Source organism: Nonomuraea wenchangensis, from assembly GCF_900111685.1.
Classification (GTDB): domain Bacteria; phylum Actinomycetota; class Actinomycetes; order Streptosporangiales; family Streptosporangiaceae; genus Nonomuraea; species Nonomuraea wenchangensis.
The window spans coordinates 80,890-105,905 of the sequence record NZ_FOHX01000023.1 but is presented as its reverse complement, the minus strand read 5'-3'; the positions used below and the strand labels follow the sequence as shown (position 1 = coordinate 105,905).

20 protein-coding genes are annotated in these 25,016 nt (G+C 72.4%); 6 read left to right on the top strand and 14 right to left on the bottom strand.

Annotated elements, in window-relative coordinates:
* Positions 1–32: 32 nt before the first annotated feature.
* Positions 33–1,232, top strand: coding sequence for an MFS transporter (locus BMW85_RS43300; protein WP_091093284.1), 1,200 nt, complete (start codon positions 33–35; stop codon positions 1,230–1,232).
* Here the strand turns inward: BMW85_RS43300 and BMW85_RS43295 are convergent.
* A complete protein-coding gene (locus tag BMW85_RS43295) occupies positions 1,175–2,122 on the bottom strand; it encodes a carbohydrate kinase family protein (protein ID WP_091093283.1) in 948 nt (315 codons plus the stop codon). The two genes, BMW85_RS43300 and BMW85_RS43295, sit on opposite strands and share 58 nt — an antisense overlap.
* Positions 2,119–3,144 (bottom strand): LacI family DNA-binding transcriptional regulator, encoded by a 1,026-nt coding sequence (locus BMW85_RS43290; protein ID WP_091093281.1) that lies wholly within the window; start codon positions 3,142–3,144, stop codon positions 2,119–2,121. Before BMW85_RS43290 ends, BMW85_RS43295 begins: the two co-directional genes overlap by 4 nt.
* 299 nt (positions 3,145–3,443) lie before the next feature.
* On the opposite strand from BMW85_RS43290, the gene BMW85_RS43285 reads away from it, so the two are divergent.
* Positions 3,444–4,718, top strand: coding sequence for an ABC transporter ATP-binding protein (locus BMW85_RS43285; RefSeq protein ID WP_091093280.1), 1,275 nt, complete (start codon positions 3,444–3,446; stop codon positions 4,716–4,718).
* 19 nt (positions 4,719–4,737) lie between these two features.
* On the opposite strand, the gene BMW85_RS43280 is transcribed toward BMW85_RS43285, so the two are convergent.
* Entirely contained in the window at positions 4,738–5,922 is a 1,185-nt protein-coding gene (locus BMW85_RS43280; protein WP_143082607.1) for a hypothetical protein, read from the bottom strand.
* A 124-nt stretch (positions 5,923–6,046) separates the two neighbouring features.
* Between BMW85_RS43280 and BMW85_RS43275 the strand changes: the two genes are divergently transcribed.
* Complete coding sequence (locus BMW85_RS43275; RefSeq protein WP_143082606.1) at positions 6,047–6,532, top strand: NUDIX hydrolase; 486 nt, start codon at positions 6,047–6,049, stop codon at positions 6,530–6,532.
* Here the strand turns inward: BMW85_RS43275 and BMW85_RS43270 are convergent.
* The 5 genes from BMW85_RS43270 to BMW85_RS43250 all read right to left on the bottom strand — a co-directional run bounded on the left by BMW85_RS43270 (position 6,476) and on the right by BMW85_RS43250 (position 14,101).
* Positions 6,476–7,735: an acyltransferase family protein gene (locus tag BMW85_RS43270; RefSeq protein ID WP_245775418.1), complete on the bottom strand. Its 1,260-nt coding sequence runs from the start codon at positions 7,733–7,735 to the stop codon at positions 6,476–6,478. The two genes, BMW85_RS43275 and BMW85_RS43270, sit on opposite strands and share 57 nt — an antisense overlap.
* A gap of 47 nt (positions 7,736–7,782) precedes the next feature.
* Positions 7,783–8,736, bottom strand: coding sequence for a cation diffusion facilitator family transporter (locus BMW85_RS43265; protein ID WP_091093273.1), 954 nt, complete (start codon positions 8,734–8,736; stop codon positions 7,783–7,785).
* A 212-nt stretch (positions 8,737–8,948) separates the two neighbouring features.
* Positions 8,949–10,112: an acyl-CoA dehydrogenase family protein gene (locus BMW85_RS43260; RefSeq protein WP_091093272.1), complete on the bottom strand. Its 1,164-nt coding sequence runs from the start codon at positions 10,110–10,112 to the stop codon at positions 8,949–8,951.
* Between the two features lie 73 nt (positions 10,113–10,185).
* Positions 10,186–10,797: an ACT domain-containing protein gene (locus tag BMW85_RS43255; protein WP_091093270.1), complete on the bottom strand. Its 612-nt coding sequence runs from the start codon at positions 10,795–10,797 to the stop codon at positions 10,186–10,188.
* A 175-nt stretch (positions 10,798–10,972) separates the two neighbouring features.
* Complete coding sequence (locus tag BMW85_RS43250; RefSeq protein ID WP_091093268.1) at positions 10,973–14,101, bottom strand: bifunctional cytochrome P450/NADPH--P450 reductase; 3,129 nt, start codon at positions 14,099–14,101, stop codon at positions 10,973–10,975.
* A 60-nt stretch (positions 14,102–14,161) separates the two neighbouring features.
* Here BMW85_RS43250 and BMW85_RS43245 point away from each other — a divergent pair, with 60 nt between their 5' ends.
* Positions 14,162–14,722, top strand: coding sequence for a TetR/AcrR family transcriptional regulator (locus BMW85_RS43245; protein ID WP_177241174.1), 561 nt, complete (start codon positions 14,162–14,164; stop codon positions 14,720–14,722).
* On the opposite strand, the gene BMW85_RS43240 is transcribed toward BMW85_RS43245, so the two are convergent.
* From BMW85_RS43240 to BMW85_RS43215, 6 genes are read right to left on the bottom strand one after another with little or no spacing between them, the layout of a single operon-like run.
* On the bottom strand, positions 14,723–15,028 hold the full coding sequence (locus BMW85_RS43240) for a hypothetical protein (protein ID WP_091093265.1): 306 nt from the start codon (positions 15,026–15,028) through the stop codon (positions 14,723–14,725). It lies immediately after the preceding gene.
* A gap of 9 nt (positions 15,029–15,037) precedes the next feature.
* A complete protein-coding gene (locus BMW85_RS43235; protein WP_245775417.1) occupies positions 15,038–16,294 on the bottom strand; it encodes a NosD domain-containing protein in 1,257 nt (418 codons plus the stop codon).
* Positions 16,295–16,350: 56 nt separating this feature from the next.
* Positions 16,351–18,123 (bottom strand): glycoside hydrolase family 13 protein, encoded by a 1,773-nt coding sequence (locus tag BMW85_RS43230; RefSeq protein WP_091093262.1) that lies wholly within the window; start codon positions 18,121–18,123, stop codon positions 16,351–16,353.
* Between the two features lie 5 nt (positions 18,124–18,128).
* A complete protein-coding gene (locus BMW85_RS43225; protein ID WP_091093260.1) occupies positions 18,129–18,968 on the bottom strand; it encodes a sugar ABC transporter permease in 840 nt (279 codons plus the stop codon).
* A complete protein-coding gene (locus tag BMW85_RS43220) occupies positions 18,965–20,539 on the bottom strand; it encodes an ABC transporter permease subunit (protein ID WP_091093258.1) in 1,575 nt (524 codons plus the stop codon). Before BMW85_RS43220 ends, BMW85_RS43225 begins: the two co-directional genes overlap by 4 nt.
* Positions 20,540–20,543: 4 nt before the next feature.
* Positions 20,544–21,818 carry a sugar ABC transporter substrate-binding protein gene (locus tag BMW85_RS43215; protein WP_091093257.1) on the bottom strand — a complete coding sequence of 425 codons (1,275 nt, stop codon included), beginning with the start codon at positions 21,816–21,818 and terminating at the stop codon, positions 20,544–20,546.
* 245 nt (positions 21,819–22,063) lie between these two features.
* Here BMW85_RS43215 and BMW85_RS43210 point away from each other — a divergent pair, with 245 nt between their 5' ends.
* Both BMW85_RS43210 and BMW85_RS43205 read left to right on the top strand, forming a co-directional pair.
* Positions 22,064–23,581, top strand: a complete 1,518-nt coding sequence (locus tag BMW85_RS43210; RefSeq protein WP_091093255.1) for a glycoside hydrolase family 13 protein — start codon at positions 22,064–22,066, stop codon at positions 23,579–23,581.
* A gap of 71 nt (positions 23,582–23,652) precedes the next feature.
* Positions 23,653–25,008, top strand: coding sequence for a sensor histidine kinase (locus BMW85_RS43205; RefSeq protein WP_091093253.1), 1,356 nt, complete (start codon positions 23,653–23,655; stop codon positions 25,006–25,008).
* Positions 25,009–25,016 lie beyond the last annotated feature (8 nt).

Below are 25,016 nucleotides of genomic sequence, written 5' to 3'. Positions count from 1 at the left end.
CAACTTTCGGGTCGGGAACGGGGCTAGAGCGCGTGAGGCGTCCATTCATCATTCTGCTGGCCGCCAACGCCCTCTCCGTCACCGGGACCATGCTGTGCGTCCTCGCCGTGCCGTGGTTCGTGCTGGAGACCACGGGCAGCGCGGCGCTCACCGGGCTGGCGGCGTTCTCGACCACGCTGCCCGTGGTGGTCGCGGCGGCGTTCGGCGGGACGCTGGTGGACCGGCTGGGGTTCCACCGGTCGAGCATGCTGTCGGACCTGATCAGCGGGCTGGTCGTGCTGGCCGTGCCGCTGCTGGCGCAGGGGTCCGGGCTGTCGTACCCGCTGCTGCTGGCGCTGCTGTTCCTGCGCTGGCTGACGGCCACGCCGGGCGAGACCGCGCGCAAGGCGATGCTGCCGGAGCTGGCGGCGCTGGGGCAGGTGCGGATCGAACGGGCGGCGGCGGCCTACGACGGGGTCTACCGAGGGGCCGCGATGGTGGGCGCGCCGCTCGCCGGGGTGCTGATCCTCTGGCTCGGCACGCACGCGCTGCTCGTCGTGGACGGTGTCACGTTCCTGCTGTCGGCGGCCCTGGTGGGCATGCTGCCACGGGCCGTTCCCGGCGGCCAGGCACGGCCCGGCGGCGGCGAGGGGTATCTGCGGGGGCTGCGGACCGGGCTCGCCTTCCTGTGGCGTGACCGGCTGCAGCTCAGCGCCACCGGCATGCTCGTGGTGGTGAACATGCTGGACACGGGCGTCACGCAGGTGCTGCTGGCGCTCTACGCCAGGGACGTGGCGGGCGATCCGCGAGCTTTTGGCCTGCTGGCCGGGTCGGTGGCGGCGGGCGCGCTGGCCGGGACCGTCGCCTACGCTGCCGCCGGCGACCGGCTGCCCCGGCGGCTGACGTACGGGGTGGCGTTCTTGCTGGCCGGGGTGCCACGGGTGCTGGTGCTGGCGCTGGACGTGCCGTTCCCGGTCGCCGTCGGGGTGGCGCTGGCCTCGGGCTTCGCGGCGGGGGCGATCAACCCCATCCTGGGCGTGCTGCAGTACGACCGGATCCCGCCCGTGCTGCGGGCCCGGGTCATCGGGGCGATGACCGCCGCCGCCTACGCGGCCATGCCGGTGGGCGGGCTGCTGGCCGGGGCGCTGACGGAGCTGGCCGGGCTCCGCGCCGCCCTGCTCGCCTTCGCCTGCGTCTATCTGCTGATCTCGCTGCCGCCGTTCGTCGGCAGGGCCTGGCGCGAGCTCGGCTGACCCGGACGCGGGCCGGTCGCCGCCGCCCGCTCCAGCAGCAGTCTCTCGGTGATCGGCGACTCGTGGGTGCCGGGCACGGCGCACGCGTGCGCCCCCGCGACGGCCCCGAGCCTGACGCACTCCTCCAGCGGCCGGCCGCGCAGCGTGCCGTACAGGAAGCCGGAGACGAACGCGTCGCCCGCGCCGTTGCTGTCGGCGACCGGCCCCGGCAGCGGCTCGGCGGGGAAGGCCCGCACCTCGCCGGAGTCGCGGGTCAGCACGAGGCAGCCGTCGGCGCCGCGGGTGCAGACGACGGTGCGGGCGCGGCCCCCGGCCAGGATGCCGCGCATCGCCGCCGCCGGGTCGGGCAGCGCCACGGCCGACAGGAACACCAGGTCGGAGCGGAGGGCGAAGTCCTTGTGGTAGTCGTCGGCGCCGTTCCAGTCGTGCAGGTCGGTGGAGATCGGCACGCCGTGGAGGTCGTCGTAGACGTGGCGGCAGAAGTCGGTGATGGAGACGTGCACGTGGCGGGCGCGCACGCCGGCGTAGGTCTCCTTCGGCAGGCGCTCCCCCGGCGTGTCCTTGGGGTCGAAGAAGGAGGTGCGCCGGCCGTCGGGGCCGACGAGCAGCACGCTCCTGCGGGTGCCGGCCTCGGCCGTGCCGTAGGAGCAGGCGAGCTCGCGCAGCGCGTGCCGGACCAGCGCGCCCTGCGGGTCGTCGCCGATCAGGTCGGCGAAGGCGACGTCGAGGCCGAGGGCGTGGCAGCCGAGCGCCACGCCCGCCCCGGTGTTGCCGATGCGGTCGACGACCGGCGGCACGTGGTAGGTGTCGCGGTAGGGAAGCGGCAGCTCCGGGACGTACACGGTGGTGTCGACGCCGGCGCCGCCCAGGACGAGGACGTCGCGCGTCACCGGTTGACCAGCGGGCCGGAGCCGGTGGAGCCGCGGACGACGAGCTCGGGCTGGAAGATCAGCTCGACGTGCTTGGCGGGCGCGCCGTTGACCTCCTCCAGCAGCGTCTGCACCGCCGCCGAGGCCATCGCTCCTATCGGTTTGCGCACCGTCGTCAGCGGCGGGTCGGTGAACGCGATGAGCGGCGAGTCGTCGAACCCGACCACCGACACCTCGCCGGGCACCGCCAGCCCCTTCTCCCTGCAGGCGCGGATCGCGCCCAGTGCCATGAGGTCGCTGGCGCACACGATGCCGGTGCAGCCGCGCGCCAGCAGTTGCGTGGCCGCCGCCTGCCCGCCCTCCACCGAGAACAGCGAGTGCGCGATCAGGTCGTCGACGTCGGTCGCGCCGAGAAGCTGGGCCATCGTCTGCTTGTAACCCTCGATCTTCCTGATGACCGGCACGAACCTGCGCGGGCCGAGCGCCAGCCCGATGCGCTCGTGCCCGAGGTCGACCAGGTGCTGCACGGACAGCCGGACCGCCATGCGGTCGTCGGGCGAGATGAAGGGCGCGTCGATGTGCTCGCTGTAGCCGTCGACCAGCACGATCGGCAGGCCGCGGTCGGTGAGGCGGGTGTAGCGGTCCATCCTCGCGGTGGCGTCGGCGTGCAGCCCGGAGACGAACACGATGCCGCTCACCCCGCGGTCGACCAGCAGCTCGGTGAACTCGTCCTCGGGCGCGCCGCCGGGGAGCTGGGTGCACAGCACCGGCGTGTAGGCGTGCTGGGTCAGCGCCTTCTCGATGGCCTGCGCGAACGCGGGGAAGATCGGGTTGTCCAGCTCGGGCGTGACCAGGCCGACCAGCCCGTTGCTGCGCTGGCGCAGGCGGGGCGGGCGTTCGTAGCCCATGAGGTCGAGGGCGGTCATGACCGCCTGGCGGGTGGTCGCGGAGACCCCTGGCTTGCCGTTGAGCACCCGGCTGACGGTGGCCTCGCTCACCCCGGCCTGGGCGGCGATGTCGGCAAGGCGAGCGTGACCATTCATGTGAACTACTTTACTTTCCACCCTGCCGCCGAATCCGCTGCTCCGGGGACACGCGAGACGGGCGCGCACCCGTCTCCCCCCTGCGTCCCGACCATGAAAGCCGTTTCCGCAACTTTACGCAAGTCCTTTGCAGGCACCAGCAATCCGGAAATCTCGGCCTTCGGACGCCCAAAACCCCCGACCAAAACGCCCCTGAAGGAGATTCTTTATGTCAAGGGTGGACATCTAGCGTTAAGGCGCGATGTACTACCTCATCAATCCGTCTCGTCACAGGTGACACGCGCGCAAGGTGCAGGCCCATGAGCTCGGTCGTTCTCGACAGCGTGACCAAGGTGTATCCGGGCGACTACCTGGCCGTCGACCGGCTGAACCTACGGGCCGAAGACGGTGAGTTCCTCGTCCTGCTGGGCCCGTCGGGCTGCGGCAAGTCCACGCTGTTACGGATGATCGCCGGCCTGGAGGCCATCACCGAAGGGGATCTGTGGCTGGACGGCCAGCTCGCCAACCACCTGCCACCGCGTGACCGCGACGTCGCCATGGTCTTCCAGAACGGCGCCCTCTACCCCCACCGCACCGTACGCGGCAACATGGCCTTCCCCCTGGAGATCGCCAAGTCCGACCCGGCCCTCGTGCGCGAGCGCGTGACGGAGCTGTCGAAGGTGCTGCACATCAACGAGACGCTGGACCGCCGCCCCGGCACCCTGTCCGGCGGCCAGCGGCAGCGCGTAGCGATGGGCCGGGCGATCGTCCGGCAGCCGAAGTTGTTCCTCATGGACGAGCCGCTGTCCAACCTGGACGCGGGCATGCGCACCGAGCTGCGCATGGAGATCTCCGCGCTGGTCAGGTCGCTCGGCGTCACCACCATCTACGTGACCCACGACCAGGTGGAGGCCCTGACGCTGGCCGACCGCATCGCGATCCTGAATCGCGGCGTCCTGCAGGACGTCGGAACCCCGGCCCAGATTTACAACGATCCAGCCACCGCCTTCGTGGCCGCCTTCCTCAACTCCCAGCAGTTGAACCTGTTGGCGGCCACTGTCAGGACGCCCCAGAACCAGTATGTGCTGCTCGACTTCGGCCCGCACCGGCTCACGATGCCCTGGAGCGATCCCAGGGCGTACGCCATCTCGCAGCACACCGGCGGGCACGTCCTGGTCGGCATGCGGCCCGACGGGCTCGCGCCGGTGCCGGAGTCGTACGAGGGGCCGTCGTTCTTCGGGCGGGTGCGGGCGCTGGAGTATCACGGGCACGAGTGGCTGGCGTACCTGGAGTGCGGCATGCCCGCCGTGCCGGTGCCCGAGCCGCCGGACCCCAGGCGGCGGGCCCCGGGCGCCAAGAACGGCTCCGGCGGGCTGTCGGGCCTGATGCGCCGCATGTTCGCCCCCGTGCAGGAGGAGGAGCCCCAGGAGCAGGAGCGCGTCGGCAGCGGCATCCACCGCCGCGCGGACCTCATCGTCCGCCTCGGCAACCGCCCGGTCTGGCGCGCGGGCGACGCCGCCAAGGTCGCGGTGGACCTCTCCCGCATCATGATCTTCCGGCCGGACGGCGCCCGCATCGACCCGCCCCGCCGCTGACGCCGCCAGGTCCGCCGGGTCAGAGGCTCCAGCGAGGGCCGTCCGGGGTGTCCTCGATCTGTACGCCGCCGGCCCGCATGGCCTCGCGCAGCGCGTCGGCGACGTCGTAGCGGCCCTGCTCGCGCAGCGCGGCGCGGAGCGCGAGCAGCGACTCCACCAGGTGACCGAGGCTCGTCGAGCGGCGGCCGGAGTCGGCGGCCAGCTCGCCGAGGCGGGCGATGAGCAGCCGCATCAGCTCGCGCGCCTGGTCGACGCCGCCGGCGTCCTCCTCGGTGTCGGCGGCCCACTTGACGATCTCGGCCTCCAGGTCGAGGACCACCTGCGCGGCCGCCACGAGGTCGGGCTCCGCCTCCGCCGCGCGGAAGCGCTCCTCGCCGGTGCGGATCGTCTCCTCCAGCGTCACCTCGGCGGGCACGGCGGCCCGCTCGGCGGGAGCGGGCGGCAGGGGGGCGCCCCCCACGCCCGAGGCCAGCCGGCGGAGCTCGGCGAGGTCGGTGCGGGTGCCCGCCGGCAGCACCGCCGCCGACCCCGGCAGCCGCACGGTGAGCCCGCCCCGCCCGGCGACGCGCACGCTCCCGCTCTCCAGATCGATGACGAGCGCGGTGTGCTCGTCGAGGCCGAGCACGGCGGTGCCCTCGGGCAGCTCGCGCTCCATCCGCGACAGCCGCCGCTCGCCGAGGTAGCAGTAGCGGGTGTCGTGGGTGCCGCCCTCGGCGTTGTCGAAGTGCGGGATGACGACGGCTCGCAGCCCGAGCGGCTCCAGCAGGTCGATGCCCTCGCGCCAGTGGGGCTCGGCGCCCACCTTGTAGATCTCGTAGACGGGGACGGTGGCCAGGCCCGCCGTGCAGGCCGCCGCCGAGGCGAGCACGGTCACCCCCTGCCGGGCGCGCACCCGTGCCCGCAGGTCGCCGGCCACGCCGGACTCGGCCCAGCGCTCCAGCGCGTAGGTCGGGCTCCCCGGCCCCGAGAACACCCAGTCGGCCCCCGCGATGCCCGTGCCCACCTCGACCTGAAGCCCCACGCTGTGGGCGAAGTAGCGGCGGGCGCGGGCGGAGATGTCCGCGCGATTCTCCTGGAAGGCGTAGGGGGTGTCGAGCAGCACCGCCCGCGCCCCGGGGCGCAGCTCCCGCGTGGCGGCGCGGTGGACCTCGACCATGGTCGGGCTCGTCTCGCCCGACCCCATCAGCACCAGCACACCTGGCATGGTTGTTCGGCCCCTCTCTGTCGCACGCCCCTTCGACTACAGCCGGGCTCGCCGCGCGGTTCAAGAGCGAACGCCACCTGCGTGCCGCCCGTAGTTGCGCATGGATTGCAGTAAGTTGGTGGCGATGACGGCAGGACACGTGGTCTCGGTTGAGACGCTCATGCTACGCGTGGGCACCGACAATCGCTGGTCGTACCGGCACGCCATGACCAGCCCGCGCGCCGGGGAGACCCCCGACGAGGCGGCGCGGCGGCTGTCGGGGGTGCGCGGCGACGATCCCGGCGTCGTGCTGCACTCCACGAGCTGGCGCTACGAGCCGGACGGCCGGGTCGTGCTCACGTACGCGGTGTGCCCGGATCCCGCCCCCTGGCTGCCCGCCGAACGCGTGCCCGCCCTGGAGATCGCCCGGGGCGCCGCGCCCGCGACGCCGTCGCCGGAGCGTCTCGCACTGGTCAACGTGGTCGCGCACGCCATCAGGCACCTGGCCTTCCTCGCCGACGAGGATCCGGTGGTGGCCCGGACGCTGGCCCGCCATCCGCGCCTCGGACGGGCCCTATCCGGCCCGCCCGGCGGGGCCGCCGCCCCGGAGCCCGCCGCGACCGGCGCCTGAGACGGCCCGCGCGACCCGGCGGCCCCACGCCTGACCGGGCCGTTCGACGAAGTGGTAGGCGAGGGCGCTCGCCCCCAGCACCAGCACCAGGGCGAGCGCCGCCATCGCCGCCTGCCACGCCGGCTCGGCGTCCCGCAGATCGCCCGAGAGCTGCGTGAAGTACTTCAGCAGCGGATGGTGGACCAGGTAGAGCGAGTAGCTGACCAGGCCCAGCCAGACGAGCGGCCGGGGCAGCCGCCGCCCGCGCAGCGCCATGCCGCCCGCGAACGTGCCGCCCGCCAGCGCGATCGTCGTCACCCAGACGTCGGCCTCCACCCACCACCAGCCGGTCTCGATCGCCTGCAACGGCGCCAGCACGACCAGCGCCGTCGTCACCGCCACCGGCCACAGCGGGCCCGTGCCCTGCTCCCAGCGGCGGATCGCGGTCCCCGCGAACATGACCGCCACCACCGCCACGCCGAGCCACGGGATGCGGCTGCTCAGCACCAGCGCGGCCAGCGCGGTCACGGCCAGCACGCAGGCCGCCGCGGTACGGGCCCGCCCCCACAGCACGCACGCCAGCCCGGCCACGAACACGACGGCCGTGACGTACGCCGGCCAGCCGCCACGGAGCAGGGGCCCGCCGACCACCAGGCCCACGACGACGGCCCCCACGCCGAACACCATCGCGAGCGTCCCGCTCCCCCGGTGCGCGCCGGCCAGGAACAACGCGGTGACCACGAGGTAGAACACCATCTCGTACGACAGCGTCCACATGGTGTCGACCACCCCGCCCACGCCGACCACGTCGAGCAGCATCGTGGCGTGCGCCGCGACCGCGCTCCCGTCGCGCGGCACCTCGGCGCGCACCGGCACCCACCAGGCGAGCGCCAGCACGAGCGCGGTCACCGCCAGGTAGAGCGGGTAGAGGCGGAAGAACCGGCTGATCCAGAAGGCCCGCACGTCGCCGTGCCGCTCCAGCGACGTGGGGATGATGTAGCCGCTGACCAGGAAGAACACCAGGATGCCGTAGACGCCGAGACTGAACCAGAAGGGCCGCAGGTCCGGCAGGAACCACGGCAGCAGATGCTCGGCCACCACGGCCATCGCGCCGATGCCGCGCAGGGCGTCGAGCCAGGCCAGCCGGGCGCCGGGACCGGACGCGCCAGGGCCCGCAGGGCTGCCGGGGTCGCTGGGCACGAGGGGAGCGGTGGCTGCGGACACCCGCACCAACTTACCCGTACGGCCGCCGGTGATGCCGCCTCCTCTTCTCACTCGCTCCGGTGGCCGGTGAGCGAGGCGTGGTGGTCGGCGCCGTCCGGGCCGTAGGGGTCGGTGTGGACGGTCGCGGCGCGCAGGCGGGGCAGTTCGTGGATGAGGCGGTGCTCGGCCTCGACCGCCACCGCGTGCGCGTCCACGACCGACATGTCATGGGCGACCAGGATCTCCACCTCGGCGTGCAGGGCGTGGCCGATCCAGCGCAGCCGTACCGAGCCGACCTGCCGCACGCCGCGCACCCGGGCGAGGATGCCCTCCGCCGCGTCCACCAGCGCGGGGTCCACGGCGTCCATGAGGCGGTGGTAGATCTCGCGGGCGGCGTCGCGCAGGACGAAGCAGATGGCGACGGTGATCAGCAGGCCGACGACGGGGTCGGCGATCGGGAAGCCGAGCGCGGCGCCGCCCGCGCCGAGCAGCACGGCGAGCGAGGTGAAGCCGTCGGTCCTGGCGTGCAGGCCGTCGGCGACCAGGGCGGCCGAGCCGATCTCCCTGCCGACCCTGATCCGGTAGCGGGCCACCCACTCGTTGCCCGCGAAGCCGGCCACCGCGGCGGCGGCCACCCAGCCGAGGGCGCGGATGTCCTGGGGGTTGAGCAGGCGCTGGACGGCCTCGTACCCGGCGAGGGCGGCGGAGACGGCGATGACCACGACGATGACGATGCCCGCCAGGTCCTCGGCGCGGCCGTAGCCGTAGGTGAAGCGGCGGGTGGCGGCGCGGCGGCCGACCGAGAACGCGATGGCCAGCGGTACGGCGGTGAGGGCGTCGGCGAGGTTGTGCAGGGTGTCGCCGAGCAGCGCCACCGAGCCGGAGGCCACGACGATGACCGCCTGGACGGCGGCGGTGACCATCAGCACGGCGAAGGAGACGGCGAGGGCCCGCATGCCGCGGCTGCTGGTCTCCAGGGCGGTGTCGGTCCGGCCGGCGCTGTCGTGGCTGTGCGGCGTCACGACGTGCGCGATGCTCCTCGCCAGCCTCCTGATCCCGCCGCCGTGACCATGACCGTGACCATGCCCGTGGCCGTGGCCATGGTCATGGTCATTGTCATCGTCGTGGCCGGAGTTCCGCTGGTGAGCCATGGCATCCCTCGCTCGCGCAGGTCGTCCCTGGGCACCAGGATAGGTACCCGGCCCCGGCACGGCCGAGGCTCACCGCCGGGCGGTCACCAGCCGATGCTGCCCTTGCCCGACACCAGCGCGCGGGCGATCACCAGCCGCTGCACGTCGTTGGTGCCCTCGCCGATCGCCATCAGCGGCGCGTCCCGGTAGAGCCGTTCGACCACGAACTCCTGCGAGTAGCCGTAGCCGCCGTGGATGCGCATCGACTCCAGTGACGCCTTCAGCGCCACCTCGGAGGCGAAGTACTTCGCCATCCCGGCCTCCATGTCCACCCGCCGGCCGTCGTCGGCCCGGGACGCGGCCCAGTACGTCAGCAGCCGCGCCGCCTGGATCTCGGTGGCCAGGTCGGCGAGCTTGAGCTGGACGGCCTGGAAGTCGGCGATGGGCTGCCCGAACGCGGTGCGCTGCCGGGCGTAGCTCAGCGCGGCGTCGTAGGCGGCCTGCGCGACGCCGACGGCGCGGGCGGCGATGTTGACCCGGCCGATCTCGAGCCCGCCGAGCACCTGCTGCATGCCGCGCCCCTCGACGCCGCCGAGGAGGGCGGAGACCGGCACCCGTACCTCGTCGAGCACGACCTCGCAGGTCTCGGTGCCCTTGTAACCGAGCTTGGGCAGGTCGCGGCTGACGCTGAAGCCGGGCGACGACGGGTCCACGAGCAGCACCGACATGCCCTTGTGGGCGGGCTCGGTGATGGAGGTCTTGACGAGGACGGGCAGCGGGTCGGCGTGGCGGGCGTTGGTGATCCAGGTCTTGGTGCCGGTCACCACGTAGTGGTCGCCGTCGCGGACCGCGCGGGTCTGGATGCCCTGGAGGTCGGTGCCGGCGCCGGGCTCGGTGAGGGCGATGGCGGTGCGCCGGGCGCCGGTGGCGAGGTCCTTGAGGTAGAGCCGCCGCTGCTCCTCGGTGCCGTGCCGGTTGATCATCCAGCAGGCGAGCGAGTGGGAGCCGATGGTGCCGGCCACGCCCATCCAGCCGCGCGCGATCTCCTCGAAGACCAGCGCGAACGACACCATGTCGGCGCCCATGCCGCCGTACTCCTCGGGCACGGACAGGCCGAACAGGCCCATCTGCTTCATCTTGTCGACGATCTCGGCCGGGTATCTGCCGGAGTGCTCCCACTCGACGGCCACCGGCACGATCTCCTTGTCCACGAACGCGCGCAGCGTCTCGCGGAACGCCTTCTGCTCGTCGGTCAGCTCGAAATCCATGTGCCTCGATCCCCGGTCCGCTTGCTGATCAGGCAGCTCACGTTAATAAGGTGGCACTTACCGGGTCAATGTCCTACGAGACGGTCCGGGCGGCGAGCTTGGCGACGACGTCCACGATGCGGACGGCGCGTTCGATCTCCGCGCGGTGGAAGACCGGCCCTGCGGCGGCGCGCGCCACGACGAGGTGCACGCCGTGGTCGAGCACCGGCAGCAGCATCAGCCGCAGCTCGCGGGCGTCCACGGCGACGGCCCGGGGCGGCGGCGCCGGCAGCTCGAAGCTTTCGGGGGCGGCCAGCGAGGCGTGCCGCACCATGCCGTCCGCCACCGCCAGCGACCACTCCGCCCCGCACAGCCCCGGCAGCGCGTCCACCAGGGTGGCGAGGCCGCGGCCCGGCTCGGCCACGACGTGCGAGAGCAGGTCGTAGTCGAGCGCCGATCCCGGCACCTCCTTGGTGGTCCACACCCCTTCGACGCGCACTCCGGGCACCACCGACAGCCGCTCGCCGGCCTCGGCCGGGGTCACCTGCCCGGGCCAGGAGACGGTGAAGTCGTCCACGGCCCGCCCGGCCTCCCTTTCGAGCACGGTGACCTGCAGGATGTCGGCTCCGAGCGTGCCCAGTGCCTTGGCCACCCGGCCGAGCCCGCCCGGCCGGTCCGGCAGGGACACCCTCAGTCGCAGCAGCATGCCGCCCCCTTTCCCGAGCTCTCACAGTGCCGTGGAAAGGTTTCCAGCATGTTCCACGGAAATGTCGTACATGCTGCGGTTCTATCCCTAGATGCGGGTTTAAGTCCGGATTATCAACCACGGTCTGCCCATGGTGAGCTGGAGTTTTCGCAGATCGCGAACCAAGAAGGCAAGGTCAGGCGAACACGTCCTGCTGGTAACGGCCGTCCGCCTCCAGCCCGGCCAGCCAGCCGGCGCCGTCCGCGCCGGTGCGCTCCCGGTGCAGGTCCAGCAGGGCCTGCCGGACGGCGGGGGCCATCCGGAGGCCGTCGCCGCAGACGTACACGTGCGCACCCCGCTCCAGCAGCTCCCACACCTCCTCGCCGTGCGCGGCGAGCGCGTCCTGGACGTACCGGTACGGATGCCCGGCGACCGCCGAGAACGCGGTGTGCACGCTCACCTCCGGCCGCTCCGCCCAGGCCGCGAGCTCGTCCCGGTACAGCAGGTCGTGCTCGGGGTGCCGGCACCCGGCGAACACCAGGGCCCGGCCGGTGGCGGCCGACAGCGCCCGCTCCTCCAGGAAGCCGCGCAGCGGCGCGAAGCCGGTGCCGGGCCCCACGAGGATCACCGGCGTGGCCGGGTCGGCGGGCAGCCGGAACGCGGGCGCGGGCACCCGTACGTAGCCGTAGAAGACCTCGCCCTCCCGCAGCCCGGCCAGGTAAGCCGAGCAGGTCCCCTGGTAGGTGCCGCTCCCCGACCAGGCGGGCCCCGCGACGAGCCCGACCGTGAGCCGCACCAGCGACGGGTCGGCCAGCGGCGAGGAGGAGACCGAGTAGTAGCGTGGCCTGATCGGCCCGGCCAGCTCCAGGAACACCGGCAGCGGCAGCTCGATCGCGGGGAAGCGGTCGAGCAGCGCCAGCGGCGACAGGCGCTTGGCGAGGACCTCCTCGGCGTAGTTCGCGGTCAGCTCGGCGAGCTGGCGGCTGGTGAACGGGCATGCGGTGTGGGCGGACAGCGCCTCCAGGTCGGCCCGGGTGGCGACCTCCTGCAGCTCGGCGAACTCGCTCAGCAGCAGCCCGGCGGTCACCGGCGTGTCCACGGGCAGGTGCGTGGCGCCGGAGGCGCGCAGCCGCAGGACCTGCTCGCGGGGGACGCGCAGGCAGCGCAGCGCCCATTCGACCAGCTCGGGGTCGTTCTTGGCGAAGACGGCCACATGGTCGCCCGCCTCGTACGTGACGCCCTCGGGCAGCCTCGCCACGATGGAGCGCACGCCGGGGCGGGGCGCCTCGGCCGAGAAGTCCCAGAGCCCGGTGGGGTCGCCGGTCAGCTCCTCGTTGGCGACGACGGTCAGCGGGACGGCCCGCTCGGAGACGACCGACGGCCGGACCTCGGCCTCGCTCAGCACCTCCATCGTGTAGCGGGGGCCGGTCGCGGCGGCGCCGGCGCCGTACTCCTCGGCGAGTGCCGCCCACAGCCGCGCGGTCCAGGCGGACACGTCGCCGTCGAAGTCGCCGTCGGTGTCGGCCTCGCCCCGCTCGACCAGCGGCGCCGCGCCGGCGGCGGTCAGCTTCTCGAAGGCGCGGCGCGGGAACGCCTGGTAGGTCGGCCACTGGGTGTTGCCGCAGCCGAGCACCGCGAGGCGCACCCCGGACAGGTCCGGCAGCGTGTCGAGGGCGTCGAAGCGCTGGGCGTTGTCGGGGGCCTTGCCGTTGTAGGAGGAGGCGACCACGATCAGCAGGCCCTCGCGCGGCGGGTCGAGCTCGTCGAGCGTGGTCAGTGTGGTGGCGAACCCGGCCCGCCCGGCCCGCTCGGCCAGCCGCTCGGCGAGGTCGGCGCTGGTGCCGAGGTTGGAGCCGTAGGCGACGGTGAGCGGCACCCCGGCGACCGCCACGTCCCGCTCCTCCTCGGGCGAGGCGTCGGCGGCGGCGTCGGGGAGCGCCACGACGGCCCGCTCGTGGGCGCGCCGCTCGCGCACCCGCAGGGTGAACCCGTCGGGCTTGAGGGTGAGGGTCTGCTTGATCTTCATCCGGTACGCGTCCGGGTCGGACAGCGCGAAGCGCCGCAGGATCATCGCCAGCGCCAGCCGGGCCTCGGTGAGCGCGAACTGACGGCCGATGCAGGCCCGCTCGCCGTTGCCGAACGGCTTGTAAGCGGCCGGGTGGTGGTTCCTGCGCTGCTCGGGCAGCCAGCGGTCGATGTCGAACTCGTCCGGCCGCTCCCACGCCCCGGGGTGGCGGTGCAGGACCGGCAGCAGCACGCCCACGCCCTGGTCCTTGGGGATCGGGTAGCCGCCGATCTCGGTGTCCTCGATCGCGCTCACGCCGAAGGCGGGGATCGGCGACCAGAGCCGCAGCGTCTCCTCCAGGATGCGGGGGATGACGTCGAGCTTCATGATCGTCTCGTAGGTGGGCGGCTCGTCGCCGGGCAGCAGCCGGTCCACCTCGTCGTACGCGCGGGCCAGCGCGTGGGGCTCGCGCAGCAGGTTGTACAGCGCGAAGGAGAGCAGGCCGCTGGTGGTCTCGTGGCCGGCGATGAGGAAGGTGAGCACCTGGTTGCGGATGTTCTCGTCGGACAGCCGGGCGCCGGTCCGCGGGTCGGCGGCCTCCAGCATGAGCCCGAGCAGGTCGCCGGACGCGCCGCCACCTCCGGCCCTGCGGGCCTTGATGACGTCGTCGACCAGGGCCCGCATGGTGGCGATGTCGCGCCGGTATGCCTCCTCGTGCCGGCGCTTGAGCCGGGTGACGAACGGGAGCTGCTGGTTGCGCAGCATGGCCTCGGTGAGCGCGCCGCCCATGGCCTGGAGGAACGGGTGCAGCTCGGGCGAGTTGAAGGAGTCGAAGCGGTGGCCGAACCCGGTGAGCGAGATCGTGTCGAGCGTGAGCCTGGTCATGTCGTCGGCGACGGGCAGGTCCTGGCCCTGCCGGGCCGCCCACGAGGCGACGAGCTGGTCCGCGACCTCCAGGAACTGCGGAAAGTACGCCTTCATCGAGCGCTGGCTGAAGGCGGGCAGCAGGATGCGGTGCGCCTGCCCCCAGACCGGCTCGTGCTGCTCGGCGGTGAACAGGCCGTCGCCGCCGAACTCGCGCACGATCGACAGCGGCGGCCTGATGCGCTTGACGAAGCGGCTCTCGTCGCACACCTCGGCCACCAGGTCGGGGTCGAAGACCATCACGATCGTCCGGCCGGCGACCTCCAGACGGAAGACGCCCTCGTCCTGGTAGCGGGCCGCCACCTCGACGAAGTGCTCGGTCGGCGCGTGCGCGGGGATCTGCAGCGTGTTGCCGAGGAGGGGCAGCCCTTGCGGGGCGGGGATCGTCCGTGCCATCACGTGCTCCAGAAGGTAGCCATACACCGTATGGCACACGCTACCATACGGTGTATGGCTGTGAGCGCGCGCAGAGGCACCCCGCTGAGCATCGACGAGATCAGCGCCGCGGCGCTGCGACTGGTGGACGCGGGCGGCGTCGAGGCGTTGTCCATGCGCAAGCTGGCCGCCGAGCTCGCCGTCAACCCGATGTCGCTCTACCACCACGTGGAGAGCAAGGACGCGCTGCTGGAGCTCGTCTGCGCCACGGCGGCGCGCCGGATGAGCCTGCCGACCGACGACGACCGGTCGTGGCAGGAGCAGCTGCGCGCCCTGGCGTTCGCCTACCACCGGCACGCGCGGGAGCACCCCGCCCTGTGGATCTACGTGCACGCCCATCCGCAGATGGTCGCCAACCGGCAGATGTCACTGTGGCAGCTGCTGGAGCGCATCCTGCGGCTGGCGGGAGTGCCCGAGGACGAGCTGCGGCGCACGAGCGACGTGTTGTACGCGTTCGTGTCGGGGATCATCCTGTCCGAGCTGCAGGGTCACCTGCCCGACGACCCAGAGGAGACCGGGCGCAGCCTGAACACCGCGATCGAGCTCATCGTCAGAGGGCTGGAAGGCGGCGCGGCGGGCTGATCAGCCGGCCGCCTCCCACACGGAGTCGAAGGCGGCCCCGGGGATCTCGGTGAGATCCCAGATCTCCAGCGGCTGGTCGGTGAGGAAGCCCTGCTCGTCCTGCAGGTGCTCCCACCAGTAGCGGCGGGCGGCGCGGTCGGGGCCGACCTCGACCTGCCGGATCGCCCACTGCTCGCCGTCGCCGCCCTCGACGCTCTCGAACAGCCACACCCGGCCGGCCTCGTCGGCGGTGTGCCAGTAGCGGCGCGGGCCCTCGGCCTCGGCGAGCTGCCGGACCAGCGGCCGGCGAAGATCAGGAGCTACCACTCGCCCATGCTAGCGGCCGTTCTGGTAGGCGCCCGCGTCCGGCGAGCCGTCCAGCTCGCGGCCCAGGAGGTCCTTGGGGCGGCCCGCGATGCCGCCGAACCAGGTGGTGGTGAGCGGCAGGGCGCGGCCGATGGCCGGGGAGCCGGGCTGCAGCCGCAGGTCGGTGCGGGAGACGAACTTGGGGTCGGCGACGACGGACTTCGGCCCGAGCTTGAACTTGGTGCGTCCCCGGTAGACGCTGCCGTCCTCGTCGGCGCCCTTGCCGTCCTCCCAGCCCGCCTGGCCGCCGACGGCGATGACGTTGTTGCGGAGCTTGAGAATCCCCGGCGAGCAGCCGTCGTGGCAGGACCAGCCGAGGGTGTCCTTGCCGGGCAGGTAGACCGAGTTGTGCACCGCGATGGTGCCCTTGACCGGGCCGACGACGTGGTGGGGGCCGCGGGTGACGAGGAAGGAGGCCCGGTTGTGGGAGGAGGTCACGACGTTGAAGGCGAAGACGTTGCCGGTGGCGGTCCTGCCCTTGCGCGCGCCGAGCTCGGTGAAGGTCTCGTTGTCGCGGGAGATGTTGTGGGTGATGAGGTTGCGGTCGCCGTTGTAGATCTCGACGGCGGCGCCGTCAGTGCCGTAGTCGGCGCTCTTGGCGTAGCTGCCGGAGATGGTGTTGCCGGTGATGACGTTGTCGTCGCCGTTGAGCAGCACGCCGAAGGCGCCGGAGTCGTTGTCGCCGCCCGCGTCGTTGACGCTCATGCGGTTGTTGCCGCTGATCACGCTGTCGCGGACGGTGTTGCGCGAGCCGGTGATCTGCACGCCCGCGACGTTGTGCTCGGCCCGTACGCCGGAGAGCTGGTTGCCGCGGCCGGCGAGGCGGAAGCCGGCCCAGCGGCAGTGGGAGGCGCGCAGGTTGCTGACCCGCCAGTTGTCGCCGCTGATGATCACGCAGTCGTCCTCGGAGCCGGTGATCCTGGCGACCTTGCCCTTGCCGTAGGACTTGACGGAGATCGGCCGGGCCGCGGTGCCGTCGGCGGTCAGCCGGAGCGGGCCGTTGAAGGAGCTGCCGCGCTTGATCAGGACCGTGTCGCCGGGCTTGAGGTCGGCGACGTTGACCGCGTGGAGCGTCCTCCACGCGGTGCGCGCGCTGGTGCCCTCGGCCGAGTCGTCACCCGCTTTGGAGTCGACGTAGTAGGTGGTGCCCGCTTGGGCCGAGGCCGCCGTCGCGGGAAGGGCGGCAGGCAGGAGCGAGGCCATGACGGCTACGGACAGCAACCTCATTGGAGCACACCACTATCTAATTGAAACGGCAAGTAACAAACGCCACCGTAGCGTGTTCAGTGTGTGACACGCCACACGCTGAGTGACGGCGCGTCGCCGGGGATCTCGTCGCCGTCGGCCGCGTCGTGCACGCCCTCCATCCGTACGCCTACCGGCAGCGGCTCGCCGGGAGCCCGGCGCGCGGCCACCACCAGCGTCTCCTCCTCCGTCTCGCGGGCGAAGACCAGGCAGTCGGCGTCGGCGTGCAGCCAGCGCAGCCCGCCGTGGCGCAGCGCGGGCTCGGCGCGGCGCAGGCCGAGCAGCGCCCGGTATCCGGCGAGGGTGGAGAGGTCCTGGTCGGCGGGCCGGTTCCAGGGCATCGGGGTGCGCGAGTGCTCGCCGTTGACACCCGTCAGGCCGAACTCGCTGCCGGCGAAGACCATGGGCGTGCCGGGCAGCGTGGCCTGCAGGCCGAGGGCGAGCAGGTGGCGCTCGCGCGAGCCGGTGACGGTGCGGATGCGCGGCGAGTCGTGGGAGTCGAGCAGCTGCCAGGAGTGCACGAGCGAGCGCCACGACATGTGGGCGGCGAAGGTCGTGAAGGTGGCGAGCGTGGCGTGCCCGTCGCGCTCCGGCACGCCGCCCGGCACGCCGAGGAAGTGGTCGAGGTCCAGGTCGGGGCCGCGCAGCCAGGCCCAGACCGGGCGGGTGAAGCCGCCGTAGTTCATGGTGCCGTGCCAGCCGCCGCGGTCGAGGTCACCGCTCGCGTCGTGGTTGTGCTCGGCGATGAGGGCCGCGTCGGGGCCGAGCGCGGCCCGCAGGTACGCGGCGGCGTCGTGCGCGTGGTCGTCGGCGCCGCGCCGCCCGGTCATGTTGGCGACGTCCACGCGCCAGCCGTCGAGCGGGCCGAGCCAGCGGGTCAGGACCGCGGCCATCCCCTCGCGTACGCGCGGGCTGTTCCAGTTGAGCTTGGGCAGCGTCTTGACGCCCCACCAGGACTCGTAGTCGCCGGTGTCGGGGTCGAAGTAGAACATCTCGCGCTCGGGCGCGTCCACGTCGGAGACGGCGGCGGTGAACCACTCGTGGGTGTCGCCGCAGTGGTTGGTGGTGACGTCGCCGAGCAGGCGCATGCCGCGGGCGTGCAGCGCGTCCGCCAGGCGGTGCAGCGCCGCGTCGCCGCCGAGCAGCGGGTCGACCCGGTCGAAGGTGGCGGCGTCGTAGCGGTGGTTGGAGCGGGCCGGGAAGATCGGCGTCAGGTAGACGGTGTCGGCGCCGAGGCTCTCGACGTGGTCGAGCCGGCGTACGACGCCGTCGAGGTCACCGCCGTAGAACTGCTCGGCGGTGCCGGGTCCCGAGGGGATGACGGGGTCGGCGTCCCAGTCGCGTGGCAGCGCCCAATCGGGCAGGTCACGCGTCGGGCGGGAGCGCTCGAAGCGGTCGGGGAAGATCTGGTAGACGATCGAGTCCCGCATCCAGCGCGGCGGCGGCTCGTGGCAGACCAGCCGGAAGTCGGTGGCGTCGGTGACGTCGTGCCGGACGAGGCCGGCGGCGGTCAGCCACGCCTGGCCCCGCCCGGTGGCCAGCAGGAACCGGTAGGGCGTGACCGGGTTGACGGCGGTGATCTCGGCCCGCCACCAGACGTCACCGCGGCCGAGGCCGGGGACCCGCCTGGCGGCGGGCGCGGCCTCGGCGTAGCGGGGCTCGCCGTCGTGGACGGCCCGTACGCGCACGCCGGTGACGCCCGCGGCCCGCGGCGCGCGCAGCCAGAGCGTCACCCGCGCGCCGAGCGCGGGCTCCTGGTCGGGGACGTACAGGGCCGAGCCGTCGTGATGCGGCTCCTCGACGTAGCGCAATGCATCTATCCCTTGACTGCGCCGGCGGTCAGGCCGGAGACGATGTACTTCTGCAACCAGAGGAACACACCGACGGTCGGAATGGCGGTGAGCAGCGTGCCCGCGGCGAACATGCCGAAGTTCGCGTTGCGGTGGTCGCCGGCGATCATGCCGTACATGCCGACCGCGAGGGTCTTGCTGCCGGGGTCGCGCAGGAACACGTTGGCCATGAGGAACTCGCTCATCGTGCCGATGAAGGCCAGCAGCGCGGTGACCGCGAGGATCGGGGTGACCAGCGGCATGATGACGCGCCAGAAGATCTGCGCGTGCGTGGCGCCGTCCACGGTGGCGGCCTCGTCGAGCTCCTTCGGCACGGTGTCGAGGAAGCCCTTCATCAGCCAGGTGTTCACGCCGAGCGCGCCGCCCAGGTAGAGCAGCAGCAGGCCCCACGCGGTGTTGAAGCCGAACGCCGGGTAGAGCTCGGTGACCTCGGTGAAGATCATGAAGATCGTCACGATGGCCAGGAACTGCGGGAACATCTGGATGAGCAGCAGCGCCAGCAGCCCGACGCGGCGGCCCGCGAAGCGCATGCGGCTGAAGGCGTAGGCGGCGAACATCGACAGCAGCAGGCTCGCGAACGACGAGGCCAGCGCGATGAACACCGAGTTGAAGAACCAGCGCCCGAACGGATAGGTGTCCGAGGTGAGCAGGTTCACGAAGTTGCCCAGGCCGGCGCCGGACGGCAGCAGGTCGGTCGAGGCCAGCGTGCCCAGCGGGTTGATGGCCGCCGACACCACGAACAGGATGGGGAACAGCGCGAACGCGCAGACGACGAGCACGAACACGTGCCTGAGTGCGAGCCTCACGCGTAGACCTCCTCCTGCTTGCGGGTGCGCCGGAAGGCCACCGCGGAGACGAGCGCCACGATCGCGAAGATGAACACCGAGATGGCCGCGGCGAACCCGAACTGCGCCCCGCCCGCGCCGAACGCCAGCCGGAAGGTGTAGGTGATGAGCAGGTCGGTGGCGCCGACCTGCGGGCTCGCCGCCGGGAACGGCCCGCCCTCGGTGGTGAGCGCGATGGCGTTGAAGTTGTTGAAGTTGAACGCGAACGACGAGATCAGCAGCGGCGTCAGCGCGACCAGCAGCAGCGGCAGCGTCACCCGCCGGAAGGCCCGCCACGGGGTCGCCCCGTCGATGGCCGCCGCCTCGGTCAGCTCGCGCGGGATGGCCTGCAGCGCGCCGGTGGTGACGAGGAACATGTACGGGAAGCCGAGCCACAGGTTGACCAGGATCACCGCGAGCCGCGCGGTGCCGGGCTCGCCCAGCCAGTCCACGTGCACGCCGAGAAGCTGGTTGACCAGGCCGAAGTCGCGGTTGAACATGTCCCGCCAGACCAGCAGCATGGCGAAGGCCGGCATCGCGTACGGCAGGATCAGCGCGATCCGGTAGAACCGGGTGCCGCGCATGCGCGGGTGGTGCAGCGCCAGCGCGACCGCCATGCCGATGCCGAACGTGCCGAGCGCCGAGACCAGCGCGAAGACCAGGTTCCAGCCGAGCACGCCCAGGAAGTAGCCGGAGATCGTGGGGTCGGTCAGGGCGCGGGCGAAGTTGGCGAAGCCGACGTTCACCTGCCAGCCCTGCGCCAGGTGGTCGCCCTTGGCGTTGACGAAGTAGCCCTGCTCCTCGTCGGCCGTCCAGGGGCCGCCTTCGCCGCGCACACAGTCGCAGGCCGCGTCGTACGCGAGCGCGGCCCGGCCCTCGACGGCCCGGCTGAGGCCGTTGGCCTTGATCAGGCCGCCGGAGGTGGGCACGGCGAGGGCGGAGACCTCGGCGGCGCGGGCGGCGGCCTCGGGGGCCTTGAGCACGGTCAGGCCGGGCGCGGCGACGACCTTGCCGGTGATGCCGAGCTCGGCCCCGGTCAGCGGGGTCAGCCCGTCGGGGGTCCCGAGTGAGACCTGCTTGGTCTTCGGGTCGACCAGCAGGAACACCAGCTCCTCGCCGCGCAGGGCGGGGGTCAGGGCGTACTCGGGAGAGCCGGGGGCCTGGCGCACCGAGCCGGTCTCGATCGCGGTGACCGCCTCGGCCTTGCTGCCCCGGTGCCCGTCGCCGAAGTTGGTGAACGCGGTGGTCGCCGTGTAGACGACGGGGAACACCTGGAAGGCGACGAGGAAGACGGTGCCGGGGACGAGGTACTTCGCCGGGACGAAGCGCCGGGTCAGGTAGAGGAAGGCGATGCCCGCCGCTGCGGCGCACAGCACCCCGAGCGCGACCCACGACCCGGTGGCGACCAGCGGCGGCACGGCGTACAGCAGGATCGCGGCGGTCACGGCGAGCACCGCGATCCGGCTCACCACGAACGCCGTGGTGATCTCCCTGCGGGGCCTGGCGGGCGGCGTCCCCGCCGCCCGCCCGGTCTCGCGCACGTCGAGTGCCACGGCGTCAGTTGTTCTTGAGCGCGCCGTCGACGGCCTTCTGCGCGGCCGCGGCGGCCGCGGCCGCGTCGCCGCCCTTGACCGCCGCGTTCTCGGCGATGCCGAACGGCTCCCAGATGGCGGCCATCTCGGGGATGGCGGGCATCGGCATGCCGTCCTTGCCGGCGTCCATGAACTTCACGGCGTCCGGGTCCTCGGCCTGGACCTGCTGGAGCGCGGCCGACAGCGCCGGGGGCCGCGGGTCGGCCTTGTAGAGCGCCATGGCGACGTCCACGTTGGTCACGTAGTTGGCGACGAACTCCTGGGCCAGGGCCTTGCTCTTGCCCTTGGAGGCGACGAAGAAGGTCTGGACGCCGACGAACGGGGTGGCGGGCTTGCCGCCCTCGAACGCCGGGACGGGGCTGATGTCGTAGGCGACGCCGGCCTTCTTGACGTCGGCGATCGCCCACGGGCCGGAGACGAGGTAGGCGCACTTGCCGGCGGCGAAGTTGACGATGTAGTTCTCGTTGGTGATCGACGTGCGCAGCGCGCCGTCGCCCTTCTCGCCGAGGTCCTTGAGCTTCTCGAACGCCTTGACCGAGTCGTCCGCGCCGAGCAGCACCGTCTTGGGGTCGGGGTCGCCGCTGGAGGTGGCGCCGAACAGCGCGCCGCCGGCCGAGGCGAAGATCGGGTAGACGTGGAAGGCGTCGCCCTTCTGGCCGACGGGCAGGCAGAGCACCTCCTTGACCTTGCCGTCCGCCTTGAGCTTCTTGCCCTTGGCGATCAGGTCCTCGATGCTGGCGGGGGCGTCGGGGGCGAGCTTGGTGTTGCGGATGAGGGCGATGTTCTCCACGGCGTAGGGGGCGCCGTAGACCTGGCCGTTGAAGGTGACGGCCTGCAGGGCCTTGGCGGAGAAGGCGGCCTTCTGCTCCTCGGTCAGCGTGACCGGGTCGATGGCGCCGTTCTGCACGAGGTTGCCGATCCAGTCGTGCGCGCCGATCATGATGTCGGGGCCGCTGCCCTGCTGGGAGGCGGTGAGGAAGGTCATCTGGTTGTCCTTGGAGATCTCCTTCACCTCCACCGTCACGCCGTTCTCCTTGCCGAACGCCTCGGCGAAGGGCTGCAACGGCTGGACCCGGCTGGGGTCGGCCCAGATGACGAGCGTGCCGCCGCTCGCGGCCGCCGTGGCAGGGGCGGACGCGCCGGACGAGGCGGTGGGGGTGGCCGGCTCTGCGCCGCCGCAGCCCGTGGCGGCGAGGGCGAGGGTAGCGAGGGCGGCCACACCCAGAGCACGCTTGCGCATGAGACCTCCTGAGGTCACGCAGAAACAGCGGCGCGCTGCCGGCGCGCCGCCGCGAGAAAGCCTGAACGTTTCCAGGAAGTTAGCGGCTCTTTGCAAGAATTGGAAGGTCTTGCGAAAGAGCGTTACCAAACCCGCACGACGCTTCTGAAACTTGCGGAAAGTTACGCTTGACCCAGAACCGGCGAACAGGACATCCTTCACCAGAACATCACAGGACCACTCGGTCCCCCGGGGGAAGGACGACCATGCTGCTCGGCAACGACGACTGGTGGCGGGACGCCGTCGTTTACCAGGTGTACCCACGGAGCTTCGCCGACGCGAACGGCGACGGCACCGGCGACCTCCAGGGCGTGCGCGGCCGCCTGGACTACCTCGCCCGCCTCGGCGTGGACGCGATCTGGCTCAGCCCGTTCTACACCTCGCCGCTCGCCGACGGCGGATACGACGTGGCCGACTACCGCGACGTGGACCCGCGCTTCGGCACCCTCGCCGACTTCGACGCGCTCGTCGCCGAGGCCCACGGCAAGGACATCAGGGTCATCGTGGACCTGGTGCCGAACCACTCCTCCGACCAGCACCCCTGGTTCCAGGCCGGCCTGCGCGACCGCTACATCTTCCGCGACGAGCCCAACGACTGGGAGTCGATCTTCGGCGGCCCGGCGTGGACGCGGGTCGAGGACGGCCAGTGGTACCTGCACCTGTTCGCGCCCGAACAGCCCGACCTCAACTGGGACCACCCCGAGGTGCGCGCCGAGTTCCGCGACATCCTGCGCTTCTGGCTGGAGCGCGGCGTGGACGGCTTCCGCGTGGACGTCGCGCACGGCATGGTCAAGGCCGCCGGCCTGCCGGACGTCGGGGCGAAGGACGGCCCGCAGGCCGAGATGCTCGGCGACGAGCAGGTGCCCTACTTCGACCAGGACGGCGTGCACGACATCTACCGCGAGTGGCGGCCGATCCTCGACTCCTACCCGGGCGGCCGGATGGCGGTGGCCGAGGCGTGGGTCTCCTCCCCCGAGCGCCTGGCCCGCTACATCGGCCCGGACGAGCTGCACCAGGCGTTCAACTTCGAGTTCATGATGGCCGACTTCCACGCCAAGTCGTTCCGTACGGTCATCGAGAAGTCGCTGGCCGAGGCCGAGCTGGTCGGCGCGCCCACCACCTGGGTGCTGTCCAACCACGACAAGCCGCGCCACGTCACCCGCCACGGAAGCCTGGCCCGCGCCCGCGCGGCCACCCTGCTCATGCTGGCCCTGCCCGGCTCGGCCTACCTCTACAACGGCGAGGAGCTGGGCCTGCCCGAGGTCCTCGACCTGCCGGACGAGCTGCGCCAGGACCCGGCGTTCCTGCGCCGGGGCGAGAGCCGCGACGGCTGCCGGGTGCCGATCCCGTGGACCTCCGGGCCCGGCTGCGGCTGGCGCGACCCGTGGCTGCCGATCCCGCCGGAGTGGACGGCGCTGTCGGCCGAGGTCCAGGAGGACGACCCCGGCTCGACGCTCAACCTCTACCGGGCCGCGCTGCGCCTGCGCAGGCGGCATCCGGCGCTCGGCGGCGGCACGCTGTCCTGGCTGGACTCCCCCGAGGACGTCCTGGCCGTCGAACGGCACCCCGGCCTGGTCGTGGTGCTCAACACCGGCGAGGGTCCGGTGCCGCCGGGTGTCGCGGGCGAGGTGCTGCTGTCCAGCGGCCCGCTGGCGGCCGACGGGTCGATCCCGCCCGACACCGCCGTCTGGATCCAGCGGTCCGGCTCCGTCGCTGGTGATTGATAGCGGATGCTTTGGGGGATCTTTTCCCTCTCGCGGCATCTGTGAGCAGTAACGCTCGGTAATGTCGTGGGATGTCGGCGGTGTTCCGGTCGATCTGGGGCAGATCCCTGCGGGGACGGGTGACCCTGATCGCCACGATCGTGGCGGCCCTCGTGCTCCTGCCCATGGGCGTCGCGGGCGTCCTCGTCGCCCGCACGCTGGTCGAGTCGTCCGTCTTCGCCGACACCCGCGACACCGCCCAGCGGGTGGCGTACGAGATGCGCTCCGGCGGCCTGCCCCAGGGCTCCGCAATCCCGCTGCCCAACCCGTCGGTCGACCTCATCCAGGTCATCAGCGCCGACGGACGGACGCTCGCCACCAGCGACGCCGCTCGTACGCTGCCGCCGCTCACCGACCTGCGCCCCACGCAGCAGGACCCGGAGATCGACGTGTTCAACTGCCTGCCGACCGAGTGCGTGCACCTGTCGGCGATCCGGGTGAACGTCTCCCCCGAGTCGCCGGTCGTCCTCGCCGGGCGCAGCACCCCGGACGTGCTGGCCACGCGCACCCTGGAGTTCATCGTCTTCGCCGAGGTCGCGGTGCTGGTCGCGCTGGCCGGGTGGGCGACCTGGCTCATCACCGGGCGGGCGCTGCGTCCGGTGGCCATCATGCGCGCGCAGCTCGACGCGGTGCACAGCGGCGACCTCAGCAGCCGCGTCACCGAGCCGCCGGGTGAGGACGAGGTGGCCCAGCTCGCCCGCTCGATCAACGGCACGCTGACCCGTCTGGAACGTTCCGCCGAGCAGCAGCGCCAGTTCGCCTCCGACGCCTCCCACGAGCTGCGCACCCCGATCGCCGGGCTGCGCGCCCAGCTGGAGAGCGCCCAGCTCTACCCGGACGACACCGACCTGCGCTCGCTGGTGAGCAGCTCCCTGCGCGACACCGACCGGCTGGAGGCCATCATCACCGACCTGCTCCTGCTGGCCAGGATCGGCTCCCAGGTGGACGCGGCCAAGGAGCGGGTGGACCTGGCCACCCTGGTCCGTCAGGAGCTGGGCCGGCGCAGCGACAAACTGCCGGTCCACGCCGACCTGGCCGCCGGCGTCGAGGTGGACGGCGTGCGGCTGCAGCTCGCCCGCGTGCTGACGAACCTGCTGGACAACGCCCAGCGGCACGCCGAGACCCACGTCCAGGTGCGGGTGACGCGCAAGAACGGCACGGCGGTGCTGTCGGTGGAGAACGACGGCCAGGAGATCCCCGAGGCCGAGCGGGAGCGCATCTTCGAGCGATTCACCCGCCTGGACGCCTCCCGCAGCCGCGACGCCGGCGGCACCGGCCTCGGCCTCGCCATCGCCCGCGACGTGGCGCTCGCGCACGGCGGCCAGATCTCCGCGGAGGACTTCCCGGGTGGTGCCCGGTTCGTCCTGAAACTTCCGGCGGCTACGTGATTTCCGCC